This is a genomic window from Ochrobactrum quorumnocens (genome assembly GCF_002278035.1).
Taxonomy (GTDB): Bacteria; Pseudomonadota; Alphaproteobacteria; order Rhizobiales; family Rhizobiaceae; genus Brucella; species Brucella quorumnocens.
On record NZ_CP022604.1, the window covers coordinates 1,870,376 to 1,889,250 of the forward strand.

An 18,875-nucleotide genomic window follows, 5' to 3' on the forward strand; every position below is an offset into this window, starting at 1 on the left:
GTTGGAACCGCTGTAACTATTTGTTTTACGCATTTCCGAACGCAAAACCGGTTCCCATTTTTGCTGGAAACGCTTTAAATTCGACTTACCCCCAGATTAGCAGAGCAGCCATTCCAAGCGAGCCAACAATCAAACGCCACCAGGCGAACAGCTTGAAGCCATGGCGGGAAACATAGTCGAGCAGATGGCGCACGACGAACACGCCTGAAATAAATGCCATCACAAAGCCCACGATGATCAGCGCTCCGTCATTCATCGACAACATGCTGTGGCTCTTATAGAGGTCATAGGCAAAAGCGCCGGCCATAGTTGGCATGGCAAGGAAGAACGAAAATTCTGCTGCCGAACGCTTGTCTGCACCAAGTAAAAGGGCGCCAACAATCGTTGAACCAGAGCGCGATACGCCCGGGATCATGGCAAGACACTGGATAAAGCCAATGGCCAGACAGATCGGCAACGGATAATCCATTACATCGCGATAACGCGGCTTCAGCTCCAGCTGATCGACCCATAGAAGAATAAAACCACCGAGGATCAGCATAGCGCAGACCAGCATTGGCGTTTCAAAAAGCACGCTCTTGATAAAGCCATGGGCCATCGCGCCGATGACCGCTGCGGGCAGAAACGCCACGAGAATGCCGAGAACGAACCGACGCGTCCGCGCATCGCGCGGAAAATCGGTGAGAATTTTGATGAGCTTTGCCGAATAGACCGTCAGGATCGCAAGGATCGCGCCGAGCTGAATGAGCACCTCAAAGGTCTTGCCCGTCGATTCAAAGCCCAGAAAATGACCGACCAGCAATAAATGGCCTGTGGAGGAAACGGGGATGAATTCCGTCAAACCTTCGATGAGACCAAGAAAAGCGGCTTCCAGAAGATTATAAATTTCCATGAAGTCAGTACCTTAGGGAGGTGATCAGGATGAAAATGGCGTGTCTTGACGAGCTGTTAAGCATGAAAATGCAAGAATAGGCACTTAAGCGATTGCTTGTCTCCCGCAGGCATAGCCCTTATAGACTAAACATTCCGTTGAGGTGGTTCGAATCGCCTGACTGCAGAAATAACCTGCTGTCAGCGCAAATGCCAGCCGCTGGGCCTCTACGGGTATCAATTAAAGCTTGTCAGTCGAGAGTACCGCGTCGATTATGCTTACGCTTTTTCATCATCCCATGTCTTCAGGCTCGCGCTATGTGCGGCTTATCCTCGGCGAATATGATGTGGAAGCCGAACTGATTGAGGAGCGACCATGGTCGCGGCGTAAAGAATTTCTAGCGCTCAACCCGGCCGCAACATTGCCCGTTCTGCTCGCAGAACGCGACCTGCCGGTTGTCGGTGCGACAGTCATTGCAGAATATCTCGACGAGACGCGTGGCGCATTGAAGCGCAGTCGCCGCCTGCTGCCTGAAAGTCCGATGGAGCGCGCAGAAGTGCGCCGCCTTGTCGACTGGTTCCTGCTGAAATTTGAAAACGAAGTCACGCGACATATTGCACGCGAACGTGTGTTCAAGCTTCAAATGGCCGACGAAATGGGCGGTAGTGCACCTGACTCAACGGCTATTCGCGCAGCCCGTACCAATATCCGTCAGCACATGAAATATATCGATTGGCTTGCTGCAACACGGGACTGGCTTGCTGGTGGTCATCCGAGTTATGCTGACATGGCAGCAGCAGCATCAATCTCCGTGCTCGACTATCTCGGCGAAATCGAGTGGAGCGAAACCAAGGCCGCACGCGACTGGTATGCACGTATGAAATCGCGCCCAGCCTTCCGTCCTCTGCTCTCCGATCGTGTGCGCGGACTAGCACCAGTGGCCCATTATGGCGACCTCGACTTCTGAGACAAAACAGGTTTCTGGACAGGTTTCGGAAAAGGATCTCAAGCTCAAGCGCTTTCTCATTGAGGAAGCGAAAGCTGTAGGTTTCGACGCGGTCGCTTTCACTACACCCGACACTATCCCACAAGCACCGCAGCGACTTCGGCAATATATCGCCGATGGCCATCACGCGGACATGCTCTGGATGGAGGAAACGGAAGACCGCCGTGCCAATCCAAGTGTATTGTGGCCGGAAGTCCGCTCGATCATGATCCTTGCCATGAATTATGGTCCGGACAGCAATCCGCTCAGCATTCTTGAACATAAAGACCGGGCGGCAATTTCGGTCTATGCGCAGAACCGCGATTACCACGACATCATCAAGGGTAAACTCAAGCATGTGGCGAGCCGTTTTGCGGCCCGCGCTGGTCAGGATGTCAAGGTCTTCGTCGACACCGCACCCGTTATGGAAAAGCCATTGGCGGAAGCTGCCGGTATTGGCTGGCAAGGCAAACACACCAATCTAGTGAGCCGCGAACACGGCTCGTGGCTTTTTCTCGGCTCAATTTTTACGACCGCAGAAATTCCACCCGATAAGCCTGACCGCGATCATTGCGGTTCCTGCCGTGCCTGTCTTGATGCCTGTCCGACGAATGCGTTTCCCTCGCCCTATCGGATCGATGCGCGACGCTGCATTTCCTATCTCACCATTGAGAATAAGGGCCCGATCCCACCCGAGTTCCGCAAATCGATGGGCAATCGCATCTATGGTTGTGACGACTGCCTGTCGGTATGTCCCTGGAATAAATTCGCTCAAGCAACCAGCGAAATGAAGCTGAAAGCCCGTGACGATCTCAAAGCCCCTCGTCTTGCCGATTTTCTGGTTCTTGACGACCCGGCTTTTCGCACGCTGTTTTCTGGCTCTCCAGTCAAACGGATTGGACGCGACCGCTTCTTACGCAATGTGCTGATCGCAGCGGGCAATTCACAAGATCCGTCGCTACTGGCTCAGGTCGAAAATCTGCTTGGAGACACCTCCCCCGTTGTACGTGGTGCAGCAGTCTGGGCATTCAAGCAGCTCGCCACCACAGAACGTTTCACAATTTTGCAGAAACGTCTGGCCTCAAGCGAAGAGGATGATACGGTGCGCGAAGAATGGATATTGGAGGACAGCTGACATGCGCATTTTTCTGTTTGGAGCCGGTTATTCTGCTCAGGCTTTTTCCCGCCTGATGACCGGAGAGGCAGAACGCATCGATGGCACTACCCGTAACGAGCAAAACTTCCCAACGCTGGAAAAAGCAGGCATCGCGCCCATTATTTTTGATGGTGAAGGCGCCTCCCCAGAACTGATCGACCGACTTGCGAAAGCAACACACGTTGTTATCTCGATCTCGCCTCGCGAAAGCGGCGATCCTTCTTTGGCAATCGTCGAAGAAGCGCTTCGTCGTCCTGACAACACGATCCGCTGGATCGGCTATCTTTCTACCGTCGGTGTGTATGGCAATCACGATGGCAACTGGATCGATGAAACCGCCCCACGCGGACCCACTTCGCGCCGGTCGCTTGAGCGCGTTGAAGCAGAAGATGCATGGGATGCTTTAAGCGAACGGCACGGGACACCGGTCGCACTTTTGCGTCTGTCCGGCATTTACGGTCCGAGACGCAATGCCTTTGTTAATCTGGAGCGCGGTACGGCACGACGGATCATCAAGGAAGATCAGGTCTTCAACCGTATCCATGTCGATGACATTGCCGGAACGCTACGTTTTCTGGCAGGCACCAATACAGGTGGCGCTTTCAACATCACCGATAATGAGCCTGCACCGCCACAGGATGTGGTGGTCTACGCAGCCGAGTTGATGGGCGTTGCACCTCCGCCAGAAGTTCCATTTGAGGAAGCGGACATGACGCCGATGGCGCGCTCTTTCTATGGTGAAAACAAGCGCATTTCCAACCAGCGCATCAAAGATCTCGGCTATGATTTCATCCATCCCGATTATAAAGCCGCTTTTTCCGCCATGTGGCGAGACCATAATTGGCGCTAACGCATGTCTCCCCAAAATGGGCGTCGGTTTTGGCGTGAAGACATGCGTAAAATGAGTAGTTGATTGCCGTTTTGACGAACGCAAAGCATAATCCGGCCCATCCGCTCGAATGATTCGAGCAAAAGTTTTTATGGGAAATTGCCCATGGCAAAGAGATCCAGCTCGAAATTCTGGCCGCGGCTTGTTCTGGCAACCTGTCTTGCGGCAATGATCGCCCCGGACTTTGTAACGCAGGCCTTAGCTCAGGACGCCCCTGCCAAGCAGGCATTCGGCAGCAAACAGCTGCCGGTTCTGGCGCAATCACCGCAATCCATAGGCTTTTATGCCAAGGGCTGTCTTTCCGGTGGTGTTGCCCTCCCTATCGATGGCCCCAACTGGCAGGTCATGCGGCTTTCTCGCAATCGCAACTGGGGACACCCGCGCACAATTGGCCTGCTGGAAAAACTATCCCGCGACGCAGCAAAAGACGGCTGGCCCGGTCTTCTGGTCGGCGACATTTCACAGCCGCGTGGCGGCCCAATGCTGACAGGCCATGCTTCGCATCAGGTCGGACTTGATGCCGATATCTGGTTGACGCCGATGCCAAAGAAACGCTTCACCGATGCAGAACGTGAAAGTGTGTCCGCTGTGTCCATGCTGAAAAAGGATTCGCTATACGTCGATCCGCAGAAATGGACCCCTGCCCGCACGGCACTCATCAGGCACGCAGCCAGCTATCCGGAAGTCGAGCGCATCTTCGTCCACCCCGGCATCAAGAAGCAGCTTTGCGATACAGTGACAGGCGACCGTAGCTGGCTTGGCAAAGTCCGTCCCTATTGGGGGCATTTCTATCATTTTCATGTGAGATTGCATTGTCAGCCCGGATCGCCCGACTGCAAGCCACAGCCCAAGGTGGCGGCAGGTGATGGTTGCGACAAATCGCTGGCGTGGTGGTTTACCGACGAGCCTTGGAAGCCTGCAAAGCCATCCAAAGAACCTCCGAAGAAGCCAAAGCCGGTTATGGTTTCAGACTTGCCAAAAGCCTGTGCCGCAGTGCTCAATGGTCCGTCACCGGATTCGATTGCGGACGTGATTTATGGTGCGAATTAAAGCAGTTCTCAAAAAATAGAAAACATGCTTTTCACTTAATCATGCCTTCGCTATAGGGTTTAAACGATTTAAAGTTCAAATGACAAGGTTATCAATCTCATGACAGAACGTCTGCGCATTGCTTTGATCGCTCATGACCTGAAGAAAGACGAGATGGTCGCGTTTGCGCGTACGCATGAGAAAGCCTTGTCACACTACGATATCGTTGCGACCGGAACGACAGGCGGTCTCATCCAAGAGGCCTGCCCTTCGCTCAATATCCATCGTGTCAAAAGCGGACCGCTTGGCGGCGATCAGCAGATCGGCGCAATGATTGCCGAAGGAACGGTGCAGGCATTGATCTTCTTCATCGACCCGCTATCGCCACTTCCACATGATGTCGACGTGAAAGCGCTGACACGCCTCGGCAGTGTTTATGACATCCCAATGGCGCTTAATCCCGCAACCGCTGAAAAGCTGGTAAGAGTGCTGGATTAACCAGCATATTCAGATAAGCCCGCAAACAATAAGAACAGACGAAGCAGCAAGGCAGACCATGATTGACGCTGACCAGAGTTTCAAGTTTCCCGTCCTCGTCGGCGATATCGGTGGAACCAATGCGCGCTTTGCGCTCCTGGTTGATGCCCATGCGGAACCCAAAGAGTTCCCCGTGGTCCAGACAGCTGATTATGCAACGATTGACGATGCAATCGAGAAAACGGTCCTCTATCACACGTCCTTACGCCCCCGCTCAACTATTCTGGCTGTTGCGGGCCCTGTCGATGGTGATGAAATCGACTTGACCAATTGCGACTGGGTGGTTCGCCCCAAACAATTGATCGCAAACTTAGGCTTTGAGGACGTCACCGTTCTCAATGATTTTGAAGCTCAGGCGCTCGCTGTCGTTTCGATCGGCAAGGAGTATCTGCACCAGATCGGCGGCCACGACGAAGAGCTCGTCGCCACACGCGTAGTGCTTGGTCCCGGAACCGGTCTTGGCGTTGCTGGCCTTGTGCGCACTGGCAAGGCCTGGGTTCCAGTTCCCGGCGAAGGTGGACATATCGATATCGGCCCCCGCAGCGAGCGCGATTATCAGGTTTTCCCGCATATCGAACCAATCGAAGGCCGCATCGCTGCAGAGCAAATTCTTTGCGGACGCGGTCTGCGCAATCTCTATCTCGCAATCTGCGCCGCAGATATGGTAACGCCAGTTCTCGACACACCGCCGGATATCACGGCCGCAGGTCTTGATGGTAGCAATGCACAGGCAGTCGAAACACTTGATCTTTTCGTGACCTATCTCGGCAGACTGGCAGGCGACCTTGCGCTGATCTACAAGGCGCATGGCGGCGTTTATCTGTCTGGCGGCATCCCGCAGCGCATTCTGCCTGCTTTGAAAGCAGGCTCGTTCCGAGCAGCCTTTGAAGACAAAGCCCCTCATACACATTTTATGCGGGATATTCCGGTTCGCGTCGTTGTGCATCCGCTTGCAGCACTGAGCGGACTTTCTGCATTTGCGCGGGCACCGTCCCGATTTGAGGTTTCCACCGATGGTCGCCGCTGGCGTATCAGCTAAGCGGCTTCGCTATCGCAGGCATGGTCAAGCGACAAAGATAACGCTATAGAAGCGCTGCAATGAAAACACTCATTGCAGCCTTTTGTCGTTTCCAGTCCAAAGAGACACGCGAAAATGCAAGATCAACGACAGCCAACGGCTGCTAGATAAAAAGCACTTTGCCCGTGAGCCTATTCAAAAAGAAAAAGAAGAAGATCGATCCGAGCGAAGCGACGCGTGTCATTCGCCGCATGCTATCGGAAAATGCGCATCAGTATAAAACAAGCTATGCCATAGCTATTGCCGCCTCTCTTATCGTCGGCGTTTCAAATGGTGCGCTCGCCTATCTTATGAAGCCAATGATCGACAAGATTTTCTACGAACAGAAAATCGGTCTCATCTGGGTCATCTGTGGCGCGATCCTCGGCATTTTCGTGCTGCGCGGCCTTTCCAGCTATATTCAGGCGGTCGAGCTTGCAAAGATCGGTAACAATCTGGTCGCGCGCTATCAGAAGCGCATCTTCGATCACTTGCTCAGGCTTGGATTGGATTTTTACAACGACACGCGTTCGGGTCATCTAGCAGCTCAGATCAACCAGAACGTCAATGGTATTCGCGACCTCCTGAACATGACGATCACATCGATTGCGCGGGATTTCGTCGCGCTTATCGGCCTGATTGGCATGATGTTCTATACAGACCCGTTCATGTCGACTGTGGTCTTTCTGGTCGGGCCACCGCTCGTTCTCGCAGTTTCTTATATTTCTCGCCGCATCAGGTCTGTCACCCGCGATCTCGTGCACCTCAACTCCCATCTTCTGGGAGCTATGCAGGAAACCGTGCAGGGCATTTCCATCGTGAAGGCCTTCACCATGGAAGACCAGCTTCGCGGCAAGATAAGCACGCTGATCGATCAGGCAGAAAACAGAAGCAACAAGATCGCGCGCGTATCAGAACGCACCACGCCGATTGCCGAAATTCTGGCCGGTTTCGCTATCGCAGGCGTTTTGGCCTATAGCGGCTACAATGCGATCCTCAATCAGCAGCCTCCGGGCGCGATGTTTGCCTTCATCACTGCGCTACTTCTGGCATACGACCCTGCCCGCCGTCTGGCACGTTTGCAGGTCGGACTGGAACGTGCGCTTGTGAATGCACGCATGATCTATGAAGTGTTGGATATCGAACCCAATCAGGGTGACGCGCCTGATGCCATTGCGCTCAAGGCTGGTCCTGGCGAAATTGATTTCCAGAATGTGCACTTCGCCTATAGCGATATCGCACCAGTTCTGCATGGTGTGAACTTTACAGCCAAGGCAGGCGAAACCACCGCTATCGTGGGGGCGTCGGGTGCCGGCAAATCGACCCTCATCAGTCTCGTGCAACGCTTTTACGATGTCACCGATGGACAAATCTTGTTCGACGGACAAGACATCTCAAAAGTCACGAAAGAGTCGCTGCGCCATTCCGTGGCTTATGTATCCCAGCAGCCTTATCTTTTTGAAGGCACAATCGCCGATAATATCCGCTATGGACGCCCCAATGCGACGCTGGATGAAATCGTCGAGGCAGCAAAGCTTGCCAATGCGCATGAGTTCATTCTTCAACAACCGCAGGGCTATGATACTCCGGTCGGCGAAAATGGCGTAACGCTTTCCGGCGGCCAGCGTCAGCGTGTATCCATTGCTCGCGCGATCGTGCGTAAAGCACCCGTACTGCTGCTCGATGAAGCGACTTCCGCACTTGATAATGAGTCCGAGAAGCGTGTGCAGCAGGCGCTTGATCACATCATGCAGGATCGTACGACTATCGTCATCGCGCATCGTCTTTCCACCGTCGTCAATGCCGACCGCATTGTCGTGATGGAAGCCGGATATGTTGTCGAGGAAGGCCGCCACAACGACCTGATCAAGATACCAAATGGCGTCTATGCCCGCTTCTATCAGCTTCAGAGCGGCAAGGATGACATGCTCATCGGAAAGACTGGCTCGGAGGAAACGTCGAATGGCTGAGAACGCTGAAATGGGCCTTGTGGTCGTGGGGGCAAATGGTCGTATGGGACAGGCTCTCATCCGCGCCATCCATGCTATCGACGGTGCGCGGTTGTCCGGTGCCATTGCGCGCCCTGGTTCCCCATTTCTTGGAAAAGATGCTGGCGAAGTTGCAGGTGTCGGCAATCTCGGCGTCGCAATCACCGACGATCCGCTGCCGGTTTTTGTCAAAGCGCAAGGTGTGCTCGATTTCACCACACCTGCAACCACAGTGAATTATGCAGCGCTCGCAGCACAGGCCCGCATCGTCCATATCATTGGCACCACAGGTGTTTCCTCTGAAGACGAAGAAAAAATTCTTGCTGCCGCGCGCCATGCGACAATCGTCAAATCCGGCAATATGAGTCTGGGCATCAATCTTCTGTCTGGTTTGATCAAGAAGGCAGCTCAAGCACTTGGTCCTGAAGATTTCGACATCGAGATCCTCGAAATGCATCACAAGCACAAGGTCGACGCGCCATCAGGCACCGCCCTTCTGTTGGGTGAGGCAGCGGCCCAAGGTAGAGCGATCAATCTTGCTGAAAAGAGCGTGCGCGTACGCGATGGTCATACGGGCCCGCGCGAGGAAGGCACGATTGGTTTTGCGACGTTACGCGGCGGCTCCGTTATCGGAGACCACGAAGTCATTCTGGCTGGCGAAGGAGAGCGTATCACCCTCTCTCACCATGCTCAGGATCGCACAATCTTTGCGCGAGGTGCTGTGAAAGCGGCACTTTGGGCGCATGGCAAGAAACCCGGCCTTTATTCCATGCTCGATGTTCTCGGGCTTAACGACTGATCTGTTATTTTCATCCCAACGGAGTGCTGCGATGTCTCGTACCCTCGTCCTGGTCCGCCACGGCCAAAGCGAATGGAACCTGAAGAACCTTTTTACTGGCTGGCGTGATCCGGGCCTTACCGAACAAGGCCATGCGGAAGCCAAAGCCGCTGGTCAGCGCCTGAAGGCTGCGGGTCTCAAGTTCGATCTCGCATACACGTCGGTCCTGTCGCGCGCGCAGGTCACCTGCCAGCACATTCTTGACGAACTCGGCCAGTCCGATCTCGAAACCATCCGCGATCAGGCTCTCAACGAACGCGACTATGGCGACCTCTCGGGGCTCAACAAAGACGACGCACGTGCAAAATGGGGAGAAGAGCAGGTCCATATCTGGCGCCGCTCTTATGACGTTCCTCCTCCGGGCGGCGAAAGCCTGAAGGATACCGGCGCACGCGTCTGGCCTTATTACCTGCACACCATCCAGCCGCATGTGCTGCGTGGCGAAACCATTCTGGTTGCAGCCCACGGCAATTCGCTGCGTGCGCTTATCATGGCGCTTGATGGCCTGACACCGGAAGAGATTCTCAAGCAGGAACTCAACACCGGCGTTCCGATCATCTACAAGCTGAACGCCGATTCGACTGTCGCTTCCAAGGAAGTGCTTTCCGCATAATGAATTTTCGGGCGCAGATGCATCTATGCGCTGCGCCCGAGTTCCGGTTTTAGGACCGATGCGCTAGGCTTTTTCTGCATTCGAAACAGCAATGTGAAAAAAAGCTGATTGAATCTCGAAAACGCGATTGACAGAGTGAGGCCTACCCCTTAGATCGGTCCTCGTCGCCCAGATGGCGGAATTGGTAGACGCACCAGCTTCAGGTGCTGGCGCTCGCAAGGGCGTGGAGGTTCGAGTCCTCTTCTGGGCACCATTTCCAAGTCTTCAGACCACTACCAAGGTCCAGAAGCGCCCCAAAAAGCCCGCTTGCGCGGGCTTTTTTGTTGCCCAAGTTTCCGCTGACAGTTTCCTTTCACCAAGAGCGTAACAACTTTATCAACAGACACAAAACGCCCTGCGAGGACCGCTTTTTTGAATATGAATGAAACCGAAAAACAACGGTTTCAAACTAGACCGGGCACGGGTGGATAGGCTTAAATCACTGCCATGTCGGGCAGATGAAAACGGGGGTGTCTTCGATCAAAAGACACGCGCCGTCTCTATCCTTTTCTCTCGCATTTCAAGCTTTCCGGCTTCCTGCTCAACGAGCAAGTTTCCTGAACGTTTGAGTTCAAAATCCAAAGAAAATGAACGACATGAAGAAGCAAGCACTCTCGCTCATCGCCGTGGTGGCAATTGCTCTGGCAGCATCGGGATGTCAGTCGACAGACCGTAAGGATCGTGATTGGGCAATAACAAATCGGACGCACCAAGCCGTTCCGCCCCTTCGCATTCTGCGTAACAGCTTGTCCTGCCGTACTATTGGGAAATTGAACCCTGAAAAAGAAAAAGGCCGGGCAATTAGCCGGCCTTTTTGCGCTATCGTCAGTGCTGGTACATCCGCAGTCACGACAACAGCTATGGCCCTATAATGAGCAGGATTGGTTAATAAATAGTTAACCGACTATCGCTTCATTGCCCCACAATGCTTTGGGCCTTGCCACATGCGAGAACTCCGCGCATCCTTCGTCTGCGCAATGCGATTTGAAGGACAAATCAGATGGATCAACCTGCCTACGATCTTGAGTTTGGGGAGATAATCCGCTGGCTTAGGCAACATGGTCTCATTCTGCAATCAGACCTCGAAGGGAATACTGAACTCTCAACACGTGCGGAACGGATCGGTCGTAAACGTCGTCGTGAGGCTGAGCAGACAAACGAATGAAGCATTGAGCCAAAAGTGCGAAACAGCTTTGCGTGAGGCCAATGCATAAAAATAAACAGTGAGACGCGGCCAACGATTCAATCTTAACTGGAGCCGCTCCAATTGGATCAAAAAGCTTAATAGCCAGAACAATATCAGCCTGAGATAAAGCAAGAGGGGGAGAAAAATGCGTCGCAAAGGCTTACTCGATTTCGGAAGAAATGGCCTGTTTTACCGGCTGTTTCTGGTAAGCGCGATTTGCGCCGTGTTAAGCAGCGTGCTGAGCCAGAATGGGGAAATACCCTTCTGGCGTTGGTTACATTATCTGACCAAGCCCACCGCAACATTACTGCTGCTTTGTGCGATCTGGTGCGCTCCGCGCCTCATCTCAAAAAGCTATGGATTTGCAATCGCGCTAGGGTTGGCCTTTGCCGCCGCTGGTGATTTCTTTTTGATGCTGCCGGGCGATTATTTTTTGGTCGGGCTGATCTGTTTCCTCATCACCCACTGCATTTACATTTATGCATTGTGTCGCAAGACGCGCTTTGCTGAAAACAAACTCGTTTTCCTGATTTTCGCCGTCCTCGCAATTGCAATTATCGCAGGCCTGTGGACTTCTCTGCCGTCGGCAATGAAAGTTCCGGTTGTCATTTATGCAACCGCAATTGGCGTGATGGCCGCGCAGGCCGTTAGTCGTGCACTTTCAGACAAACTCTCACCCACCTTGCGCTATAGCGCGACACTAGCGGCTGCGGGTGGTCTGTTCTTCATGGTAAGCGACACGCTGCTCGCCTTTAACCGTTTCTATACATCAATCCCCCTCGCCGGGCTTTGGGTGCTCAGCACCTATTATGTGGCACAATTCCTTTTTGCACGCTCAACGGAGAACTTTGCCTATGAGCGCTGATCAAGCCGTTTCATCACAGCAAACATTGCAAACGACTTTCCAACACCTGCGGCAAAACCGGATCGATCATCGCCCACCTTTTGAACAGCGCATTGATGACCTGCGTCGCCTGCGTAAGCTGCTTCATGAACGTCTCGATGATATGGCAAAAGCCATCAATGCGGATTTCGGAAACCGTTCGGTTCATGAAACGCTGTTGGGTGAAGCAAGCGTCGTGTTCGCCGAGATTGACCACACACTTCATCACCTCAAGCGATGGATGAAACCACAGCATCGCAAGGCTGGCTGGAAACTCTGGCCAGCAAAAGCAGAACTGCGCTTTGTGCCTCTTGGCGTGGTTGGTATCATTTCGCCGTGGAATTATCCGGTCAATCTTGCACTCGCGCCCCTTGTGGCAGCAATAGCTGCTGGAAACCACGTGTTCCTGAAACCCTCAGAGCACACGCCACATACGTCCGAATTCCTGCAAAAACTGATTGCCGACGCTTTTCCGGAAAATCGGGCAACGGTCATTCTTGGTGACGCTGGTCTTTCAGCAGAGTTTTCCGCCCTGCCCTTCGATCACCTGTTCTTCACAGGATCGACGGCTGTCGGTCGCAAGATCATGAAAGCAGCTGCAGAAAACCTCACACCGGTAACGCTGGAGCTGGGTGGCAAATCGCCAGCGATCATCAGCGATCACAGCAACCTTAAACGTGCGGCCAGCTCTATCGCCACGGGCAAATACTTCAATGCAGGTCAAACCTGCATTGCTCCCGATTACGTACTGATCCATCAAAGCAAACGCGATGCATTCATTGCTTTGCTACGAGAAGAAACACAGAAGCGTTATAATGGCGCATCGGCAGAAAACGACCGCACGACTATCATCAATGATATTCAATATGCGCGTCTTTCCAATCTGTTGCATGACGCGGAAGATAAAAGCGAAGCCATCATCCCGCTTCTGAATGCCGCTGCAAGCCATCCACGCCTGATGACACCAACCGCAATCCTTGAGCCAGCGCCGACCAGCGCAATCATGAGCGAAGAGATTTTTGGCCCCTTGTTGCCGATCATCAGCTATCGATCAATTGATGAGGCAATCGATTATGTTTTGGGGCAGGAGCGACCACTGGCGCTTTATTGCTTCAGCGACAATACCGCTGAAATCGACACTGTGCTTTCTCATGTCGTTGCAGGCGGTGTCTGTATCAATGACACCCTCTACCATTTCGCCTGTGGGGATTTACCATTTGGTGGCGTGGGCCATAGCGGCATAGGACACTATCACGGCAAAGACGGCTTCCTCACCTTTTCCAAGGCTATGCCGGTTCTGACGAAATATACGCCTGCATCAACGGATATAATCAAGCCGCCTTATACCGGGCTTGTCGACCGGATTGTCCGCTTCATCACACGATAGACCAAGTGAAAAAACAAACTTCTCAGCAATCTGTGATCCGCAAATACTGTTCAAACTGCAAAATACCCTATTTATATGGGTATCCAGACAGTTCTAGAGCATGTCTCCCAAAGCGGGAACCTATTTTGGGATAAAGACATGCGCAAAAACAAATAGATAGAGCATTTCTAACGATTCATCTTAGATAGGAAATGCTCTAGCTAACCACATGGGGCAGCAAGCGGGTGCAGAAGAAAAAAGACCCAGGTCGAATTTCCAAGAAGATACTGACGGCCATCCGGAATCGACCGGGTTTCAGGCCGCTTCACACCAACGTCACTGAAGGCGATATCGTTATTGCGTCCTATAACGTGCACAAGTGCATTGGTGTCGACAAGATCTTCGACCCTCAGCGCACTGCCGATGTCATCAGTGAAATCGACGCAGACGTGATTGCCTTGCAAGAGGCAGACAAGCGCTTTGGCGAGCGTTCCGGTCTGCTTGATCTTGGCCTGCTCGAAAAACGCCACGGCCTCGTCCCAGTACCAATTACCTCAACCATGCCGAAAGGCCATGGCTGGCATGGCAACGTGCTGCTGTTTCGCGAAGGCGTGGTCCGCAATGTCCGTCAACTGTCGCTTCCAGGTGTAGAACCGCGTGGAGCGCTCGTCGCGGACCTGCAATTTGCATCAGGCCCCTTGCGAGTCATTGCCGCCCATCTCGGGCTTTTGAAACGCTCACGCGAACAGCAGGCAGAAAGCATTCTTTCAGCCCTGCAGGAAGCCGATACATTACCGACACTATTGATCGGTGATCTCAATGAATGGCGCGTTGGCAAGCGTTCGTCGCTGGCCTCGCTCATGCCAATGTTCAACCATGTGGCGACGGCAGTACCAAGCTTTCCCTCGCGCTTTCCGGTGTTTGCGCTCGATCGGGTTCTCGGTACGCCACATAATCTGGTAACAGCTGTTGAAGTCCATAATACGCCACTGGCGCGCACGGCCTCTGACCATCTGCCAATCAAGGCGCATCTTGATCTCAAGACAGCCGCGCAGCTTCTGGAAGAGTTCAACCCTTCTCTATTGACGAGTAACTCGAGTTCGGACAGCTAGTGGTCTGATTCCGACATTTGCATCCCTCGGATACAGGCATCGGACAAATGTCGGAATCAAGCAGACCACTAGCAAATTTATGAACCTAGTGGATTTTTCAAATTTGACGTTTGAAACAGCGTGTGTGTCAATTGGGATTCAAACGTCAAATTCAATCCACTAGAGCAGTCCGGTTGGGATTGAACTTTGGAACGGCTCCAGAGCACATCGCCCAAAAGTGGGAGCCGGTTATTGGATAAAACATGCGTAAAACAAATAGTGAGACGCATGTCTAACGATTCATCTTAAACAGGAAATACTCTAGAGATAAGGCGAGCCGAGCCAGATAATCCGGTCAATGAGGCGCTCATAGAAGGGGCGGTTTTTGAGCCGTGTCAGGTTCACTTCACGGCTCACATCAATCACCTTGCCGATACGTTCTTCCACCTGCAGCGCGATATCGCGATCAAGTATTTCCATGTCGACCTCGAAGTTCAGTCGCAAGGAACGCGCGTCGAGATTGGACGAGCCGACATAGGACCATGCGCCGTCAATCGTCATCAGCTTGGAATGATTGAAGGCGCCGCCCGCCCGCCATATACGGCAACCACCCTTAAGCAGCTGATCGAACTGCGCTCGCATGGCGCGATCCACGAGTTTCAGGTTATTAACGCCAGGAACAACGACATCCACCGACACACCGCGCCGCGCCGCAGTGACCAGCGCACTGATGAGTTCACGATCTGGCAGAAGATAGGGCGACATAATCAGGATATGCTCCTGAGCAATCGAAAATGCGCCCATCATCATGCGGTGATTGGTTTCAATGTTCTTGTCCGGCCCTGAACCAACCACACGGATCAGCTTACCTGTGCCAGGTGGATCCTTTGGTGCAGCAATGCTCCAGGCGTCGCCCGTCAGCAATTCACCAGTCGCAAAGCGCCAGTCCTCGGATGCAACATGGAAAAGATCGGCGATTGCCGGGCCTTCAACGCGAAAATGCGTGTCAAACGCAACCGCATCACCCGCAATGGCTTTCACAAAGCCAGCACGGATATTCATGCCGCCCGTGAATGCCAGCTTGCCATCGACAATCAGAATTTTACGGTGCGTGCGCAAATTGGCATAAGGCAAACGTAGTCCCATGATGATGTTGCCATTGAACACATCAACAGAAATGTCTTTTTCTTTCAGCAAGTTGACAATGCTTGGAATGGAATAACGCGCGCCGACCGCATCCACTAGAACCCGCACTTCCACACCGCGTTTGACCGCCTCACCCAAGGCATCGGCAAACTGCTCGCCAATGGCGTCGCGGTCAAAAATATAAGTCTCCAGCATGATGCTGCGCTCGGCCTTACGGATGGCTTCGAGCATTTCGGCATAGGCTTCGTCGCCGGTCTCCAGCATCCTGATGTTGTTGCCGCTCGTGAAATCATAAAGGCTGACAGTGTCGCCAAGGATTTTCATTGCTCCGAACTGCCGACCAAAAGCAGCGCGCACAAGATCATTCGTCGTATCAAAATGCGAGAGATGGTAAAGCGCAATATTCCCCATATTGTCGCGCTGATGGCCGAGCGTGCTGCGTCGGATGCGATTTACACCCGCCAGCGCATAGACCACCGCTCCAACGATTGGGGAAAGTACGATGACGCCGACCCAGCCAAGTGCCGTTCGCACCTCATCTTTAGTCATCGTCGCGTGAATAGCTGCTATCGCTCCGAGAACGATCGACAGGACCGCCAGAATATGTGGCCAATAGTGTGAAACCAGATCAAACATCGGACCGACTTTAGAGCATTTCCGGCAAAACTGCGAAGCGGTTTTGCGTGGGATAATGCATAAAAACAAACAATTAGAGCGGTTCGAAAGATTCACTCTTAACGGAATCCGCTCGAGCCAAACAAGTTATTACAGCAAAGACATATCGTGTTCCTGACTTTACTCCAACAGGAGATTTGTCACCCTTTTAGGGAGCGATTCACATCTCTGGCTAAATCTGCTGATTGCCTTATATTGTTGATCGGGAATGCAAATTGAGGGACATCTTATGGCAACTGCACAGAATGACTTTAATCGCTCTACCCTTCCAGCCGAAGTTTCAGCCAAGTGGGGCTGGTTCATCGCACTCGGCGTCGCACTTCTGATCCTTGGCGGCATCGCTCTCGGCAATCTCGTGCTGGCGACAGTCGTTTCGGTCTACTATGTGGGCATCATGATGCTGGTTGCAGGCGTCATCGAAATCATCCACGCCTTTGGTGTGAAAACATGGGGCGGCTTCTTCTTCTGGCTCCTCAGTGGTCTGCTTTATGCGGCCGCAGGCATCGTGGCTTTCGTCAATCCGATTCTGGCTGCTGGCGTTCTGACCTTCCTACTGGCGGCAGCACTTCTGGGCGCGGGCGCATTCCGCATCTGGTTAGGCTTTAAGTCTAAACCCGCAGCCGGTTGGGGCTGGATTGTAGCAGCGGGCATTATCACGGTTTTGGCGGGTCTCGTCATTGCACTGCAATGGCCCGTCAATAGCCTGTTTATCCTTGGCCTGTTTCTGGCTATCGATCTTATTTTCCAGGGTTGGTCGTTCATCGCTTTCGGCCTTGGTATCAAGAGCCGATAAAGGACCTTAAAAGCGGCGTGCTACATGCCGCTTTTTCATTTCAACTCGACCTTTTGACTAATGACTGCTAGATGCTGCGCAACATCTTCGCGGCGCGTGTTTTTGCGCAGCCCATCACTTCGCAATTACGAGTTTCTTTATATGCCCGCTCAAGACCATCCAGTTTCCAAGCGCCGCACATTCGCGATCATCGCGCACCCGGACGCCGGTAAGACCACGCTCACCGAAAAATTGCTGCTGTTTGGCGGCGCTATTCAGCTTGCCGGTGAAGTGAAGGCCAAGAAAGACCGCATCCAGACCCGTTCAGACTGGATGAACATCGAACGCGATCGCGGTATCTCCGTCGTCACCTCCGTGATGACGTTTGAGTACAAGGATTGCATCTTCAACCTGCTCGATACACCAGGCCACGAAGACTTTGCCGACGACACCTATCGCACGCTGACCGCAGTCGATAGCGCGGTCATGGTGATTGATGCCGCCAAGGGTATCGAACCGCGTACGTTGAAGCTCTTCGAAGTGTGTCGTATGCGCGATATTCCTATCGTCACCTTCATCAACAAGATGGACCGTGAAGCACGCGACCCGCTCGAAATTCTTGATGAGATCGAAGAGAAGCTGGCGCTCGATACCGCCCCAATCACCTGGCCAATCGGTTCAGGTAAAAGCTTTGCTGGCACCTACGATCTGCACAACAACACTGTGCGTCAAAAAGATGCCGAAGAGCAGCCAACCAAGGTTAGTGGACCAGAGGAAGCAGCCAAGCTTCTGCCGGAAAATGAACGTCAGGCGTGGATCGACAGCCTCGAACTGGCGCAGGGTGTTTGTCGCCCGTTCGATCTCGAATCCTTCCGCGAAGGTCATATGACGCCGGTTTATTTCGGCTCGGCACTAAAAAATTATGGCGTGCGCGATCTAATCGAAGCCTTCTGCGATTTCGGCCCTTCCCCGCGTGACCAGCAGGCCGATAGCCGCATGGTGGGTGCGACCGAAGCAAAAATGACGGGCTTCGTGTTCAAGATTCAGGCCAATATGGACCCTAACCACCGCGACCGTATCGCATTCCTGCGCGTTTGCTCCGGCACGCTTTCACGCGGGATGAAGGCCAAGCTGGTACGCACCGGCAAGCCGATGAGCCTTTCGGCACCGCAATTCTTCTTTGCCCGTTCGCGCCAGATTGCGGACGAAGCTTTTGCAGGCGATGTGGTCGGCATTCCCAACCACGGCACCTTACGCATTGGCGATACGCTGACCGAGGGCGAGGACATTCTGTTCCGCGGTGTACCGAACTTTGCGCCAGAAATCCTGCGTCGTGTGCGTCTTGATGATGCCATGAAGGCCAAGAAGCTGCGTGAAGCACTTCAGCAGATGGCGGAAGAAGGCGTCGTCCAGCTTTTCGTACCAGACGATGGTTCTCCAGCAATCGTCGGCGTTGTCGGTGCGCTTCAGATCGACGTTCTGACCGAACGCCTCAAGATCGAATATTCGCTGCCGGTCGGATTTGAAATGTCGCGCTTCTCGATTTGTCGATGGATCACGGCAGACGATCCGGCGGAACTGGATCGCTTCATTGCATCCCATCGCGCAGATATCGCACACGATCTTGACAATGATCCGGTATTCCTCGCGCAGAATGGTTTCTCGCTGAATTATGAAGCTGAGCGCTGGAAGGCGATCCGCTTTGCCACAATCAAAGATTATCAGGTGCGCGATAACGCCTGACGTCATGGTGA

Annotated in this window: 18 protein-coding genes and 1 tRNA gene; 17 read left to right on the top strand and 2 right to left on the bottom strand. The window is 53.2% G+C overall.

Translation table 11 applies throughout. The features are described from left to right. Positions 1-85: 85 nt before the first annotated feature. On the bottom strand, positions 86-892 hold the full coding sequence (locus tag CES85_RS18580) for an undecaprenyl-diphosphate phosphatase (RefSeq protein WP_095447257.1): 807 nt from the start codon (positions 890-892) through the stop codon (positions 86-88). 253 nt (positions 893-1,145) lie between these two features. Here CES85_RS18580 and CES85_RS18585 point away from each other — a divergent pair, with 253 nt between their 5' ends. The 15 genes from CES85_RS18585 (at position 1,146) to CES85_RS18645 (ending at position 14,549) form a co-directional block, all read left to right on the top strand. Beyond that, a complete protein-coding gene (locus tag CES85_RS18585) occupies positions 1,146-1,838 on the top strand; it encodes a glutathione S-transferase family protein (RefSeq protein WP_024899239.1) in 693 nt (230 codons plus the stop codon). After that, positions 1,819-2,991, top strand: coding sequence for a tRNA epoxyqueuosine(34) reductase QueG (gene queG / locus CES85_RS18590; protein WP_095447258.1), 1,173 nt, complete (start codon positions 1,819-1,821; stop codon positions 2,989-2,991). The genes CES85_RS18585 and queG overlap by 20 nt, the downstream gene beginning before the upstream one ends. A gap of 1 nt (position 2,992) precedes the next feature. After that, positions 2,993-3,862: an SDR family oxidoreductase gene (locus CES85_RS18595; protein WP_095447259.1), complete on the top strand. Its 870-nt coding sequence runs from the start codon at positions 2,993-2,995 to the stop codon at positions 3,860-3,862. Between the two features lie 144 nt (positions 3,863-4,006). Further along, complete coding sequence (gene mepA / locus CES85_RS18600; RefSeq protein ID WP_095447260.1) at positions 4,007-4,951, top strand: penicillin-insensitive murein endopeptidase; 945 nt, start codon at positions 4,007-4,009, stop codon at positions 4,949-4,951. A gap of 99 nt (positions 4,952-5,050) precedes the next feature. Next, a complete protein-coding gene (locus CES85_RS18605; RefSeq protein ID WP_064320996.1) occupies positions 5,051-5,428 on the top strand; it encodes a methylglyoxal synthase in 378 nt (125 codons plus the stop codon). 58 nt (positions 5,429-5,486) lie between these two features. Further along, positions 5,487-6,506, top strand: coding sequence for a glucokinase (locus CES85_RS18610; RefSeq protein WP_095447261.1), 1,020 nt, complete (start codon positions 5,487-5,489; stop codon positions 6,504-6,506). A 164-nt stretch (positions 6,507-6,670) separates the two neighbouring features. Next, entirely contained in the window at positions 6,671-8,494 is a 1,824-nt protein-coding gene (locus tag CES85_RS18615) for an ABC transporter ATP-binding protein (RefSeq protein WP_095447262.1), read from the top strand. Then, the gene (gene dapB, locus CES85_RS18620; protein WP_095447263.1) at positions 8,487-9,311 is read left to right on the top strand and encodes a 4-hydroxy-tetrahydrodipicolinate reductase; all 825 of its coding nucleotides are present in this window, start codon (positions 8,487-8,489) and stop codon (positions 9,309-9,311) included. Before CES85_RS18615 ends, dapB begins: the two co-directional genes overlap by 8 nt. A 31-nt stretch (positions 9,312-9,342) precedes the next feature. Continuing rightward, positions 9,343-9,963, top strand: a complete 621-nt coding sequence (locus CES85_RS18625) for a 2,3-bisphosphoglycerate-dependent phosphoglycerate mutase (protein ID WP_095447264.1) — start codon at positions 9,343-9,345, stop codon at positions 9,961-9,963. Positions 9,964-10,129: 166 nt separating this feature from the next. Next, positions 10,130-10,216: transfer RNA gene (locus tag CES85_RS18630), tRNA-Leu, on the top strand. 382 nt (positions 10,217-10,598) lie between these two features. After that, positions 10,599-10,874, top strand: coding sequence for a hypothetical protein (locus CES85_RS27195; RefSeq protein ID WP_157743470.1), 276 nt, complete (start codon positions 10,599-10,601; stop codon positions 10,872-10,874). Positions 10,875-11,002: 128 nt separating this feature from the next. Then, complete coding sequence (locus CES85_RS27200) at positions 11,003-11,167, top strand: hypothetical protein (protein WP_157743471.1); 165 nt, start codon at positions 11,003-11,005, stop codon at positions 11,165-11,167. Between the two features lie 166 nt (positions 11,168-11,333). Then, positions 11,334-12,053 carry a lysoplasmalogenase gene (locus CES85_RS18635; protein ID WP_095447265.1) on the top strand — a complete coding sequence of 240 codons (720 nt, stop codon included), beginning with the start codon at positions 11,334-11,336 and terminating at the stop codon, positions 12,051-12,053. Further along, on the top strand, positions 12,043-13,458 hold the full coding sequence (locus CES85_RS18640; RefSeq protein WP_095447266.1) for a coniferyl aldehyde dehydrogenase: 1,416 nt from the start codon (positions 12,043-12,045) through the stop codon (positions 13,456-13,458). Before CES85_RS18635 ends, CES85_RS18640 begins: the two co-directional genes overlap by 11 nt. A gap of 224 nt (positions 13,459-13,682) precedes the next feature. Beyond that, entirely contained in the window at positions 13,683-14,549 is an 867-nt protein-coding gene (locus CES85_RS18645; protein WP_095447267.1) for an endonuclease/exonuclease/phosphatase family protein, read from the top strand. A gap of 300 nt (positions 14,550-14,849) precedes the next feature. Here CES85_RS18645 and cls read toward each other — a convergent pair whose 3' ends face one another. Further along, a complete protein-coding gene (gene cls, locus CES85_RS18650) occupies positions 14,850-16,310 on the bottom strand; it encodes a cardiolipin synthase (RefSeq protein WP_095447268.1) in 1,461 nt (486 codons plus the stop codon). Positions 16,311-16,578: 268 nt separating this feature from the next. Here cls and CES85_RS18655 point away from each other — a divergent pair, with 268 nt between their 5' ends. Next, a complete protein-coding gene (locus tag CES85_RS18655) occupies positions 16,579-17,142 on the top strand; it encodes an HdeD family acid-resistance protein (RefSeq protein ID WP_095447269.1) in 564 nt (187 codons plus the stop codon). 141 nt (positions 17,143-17,283) lie between these two features. Beyond that, positions 17,284-18,864: a peptide chain release factor 3 gene (locus CES85_RS18660; RefSeq protein ID WP_095447967.1), complete on the top strand. Its 1,581-nt coding sequence runs from the start codon at positions 17,284-17,286 to the stop codon at positions 18,862-18,864. Positions 18,865-18,875: the final 11 nt, after the last annotated feature.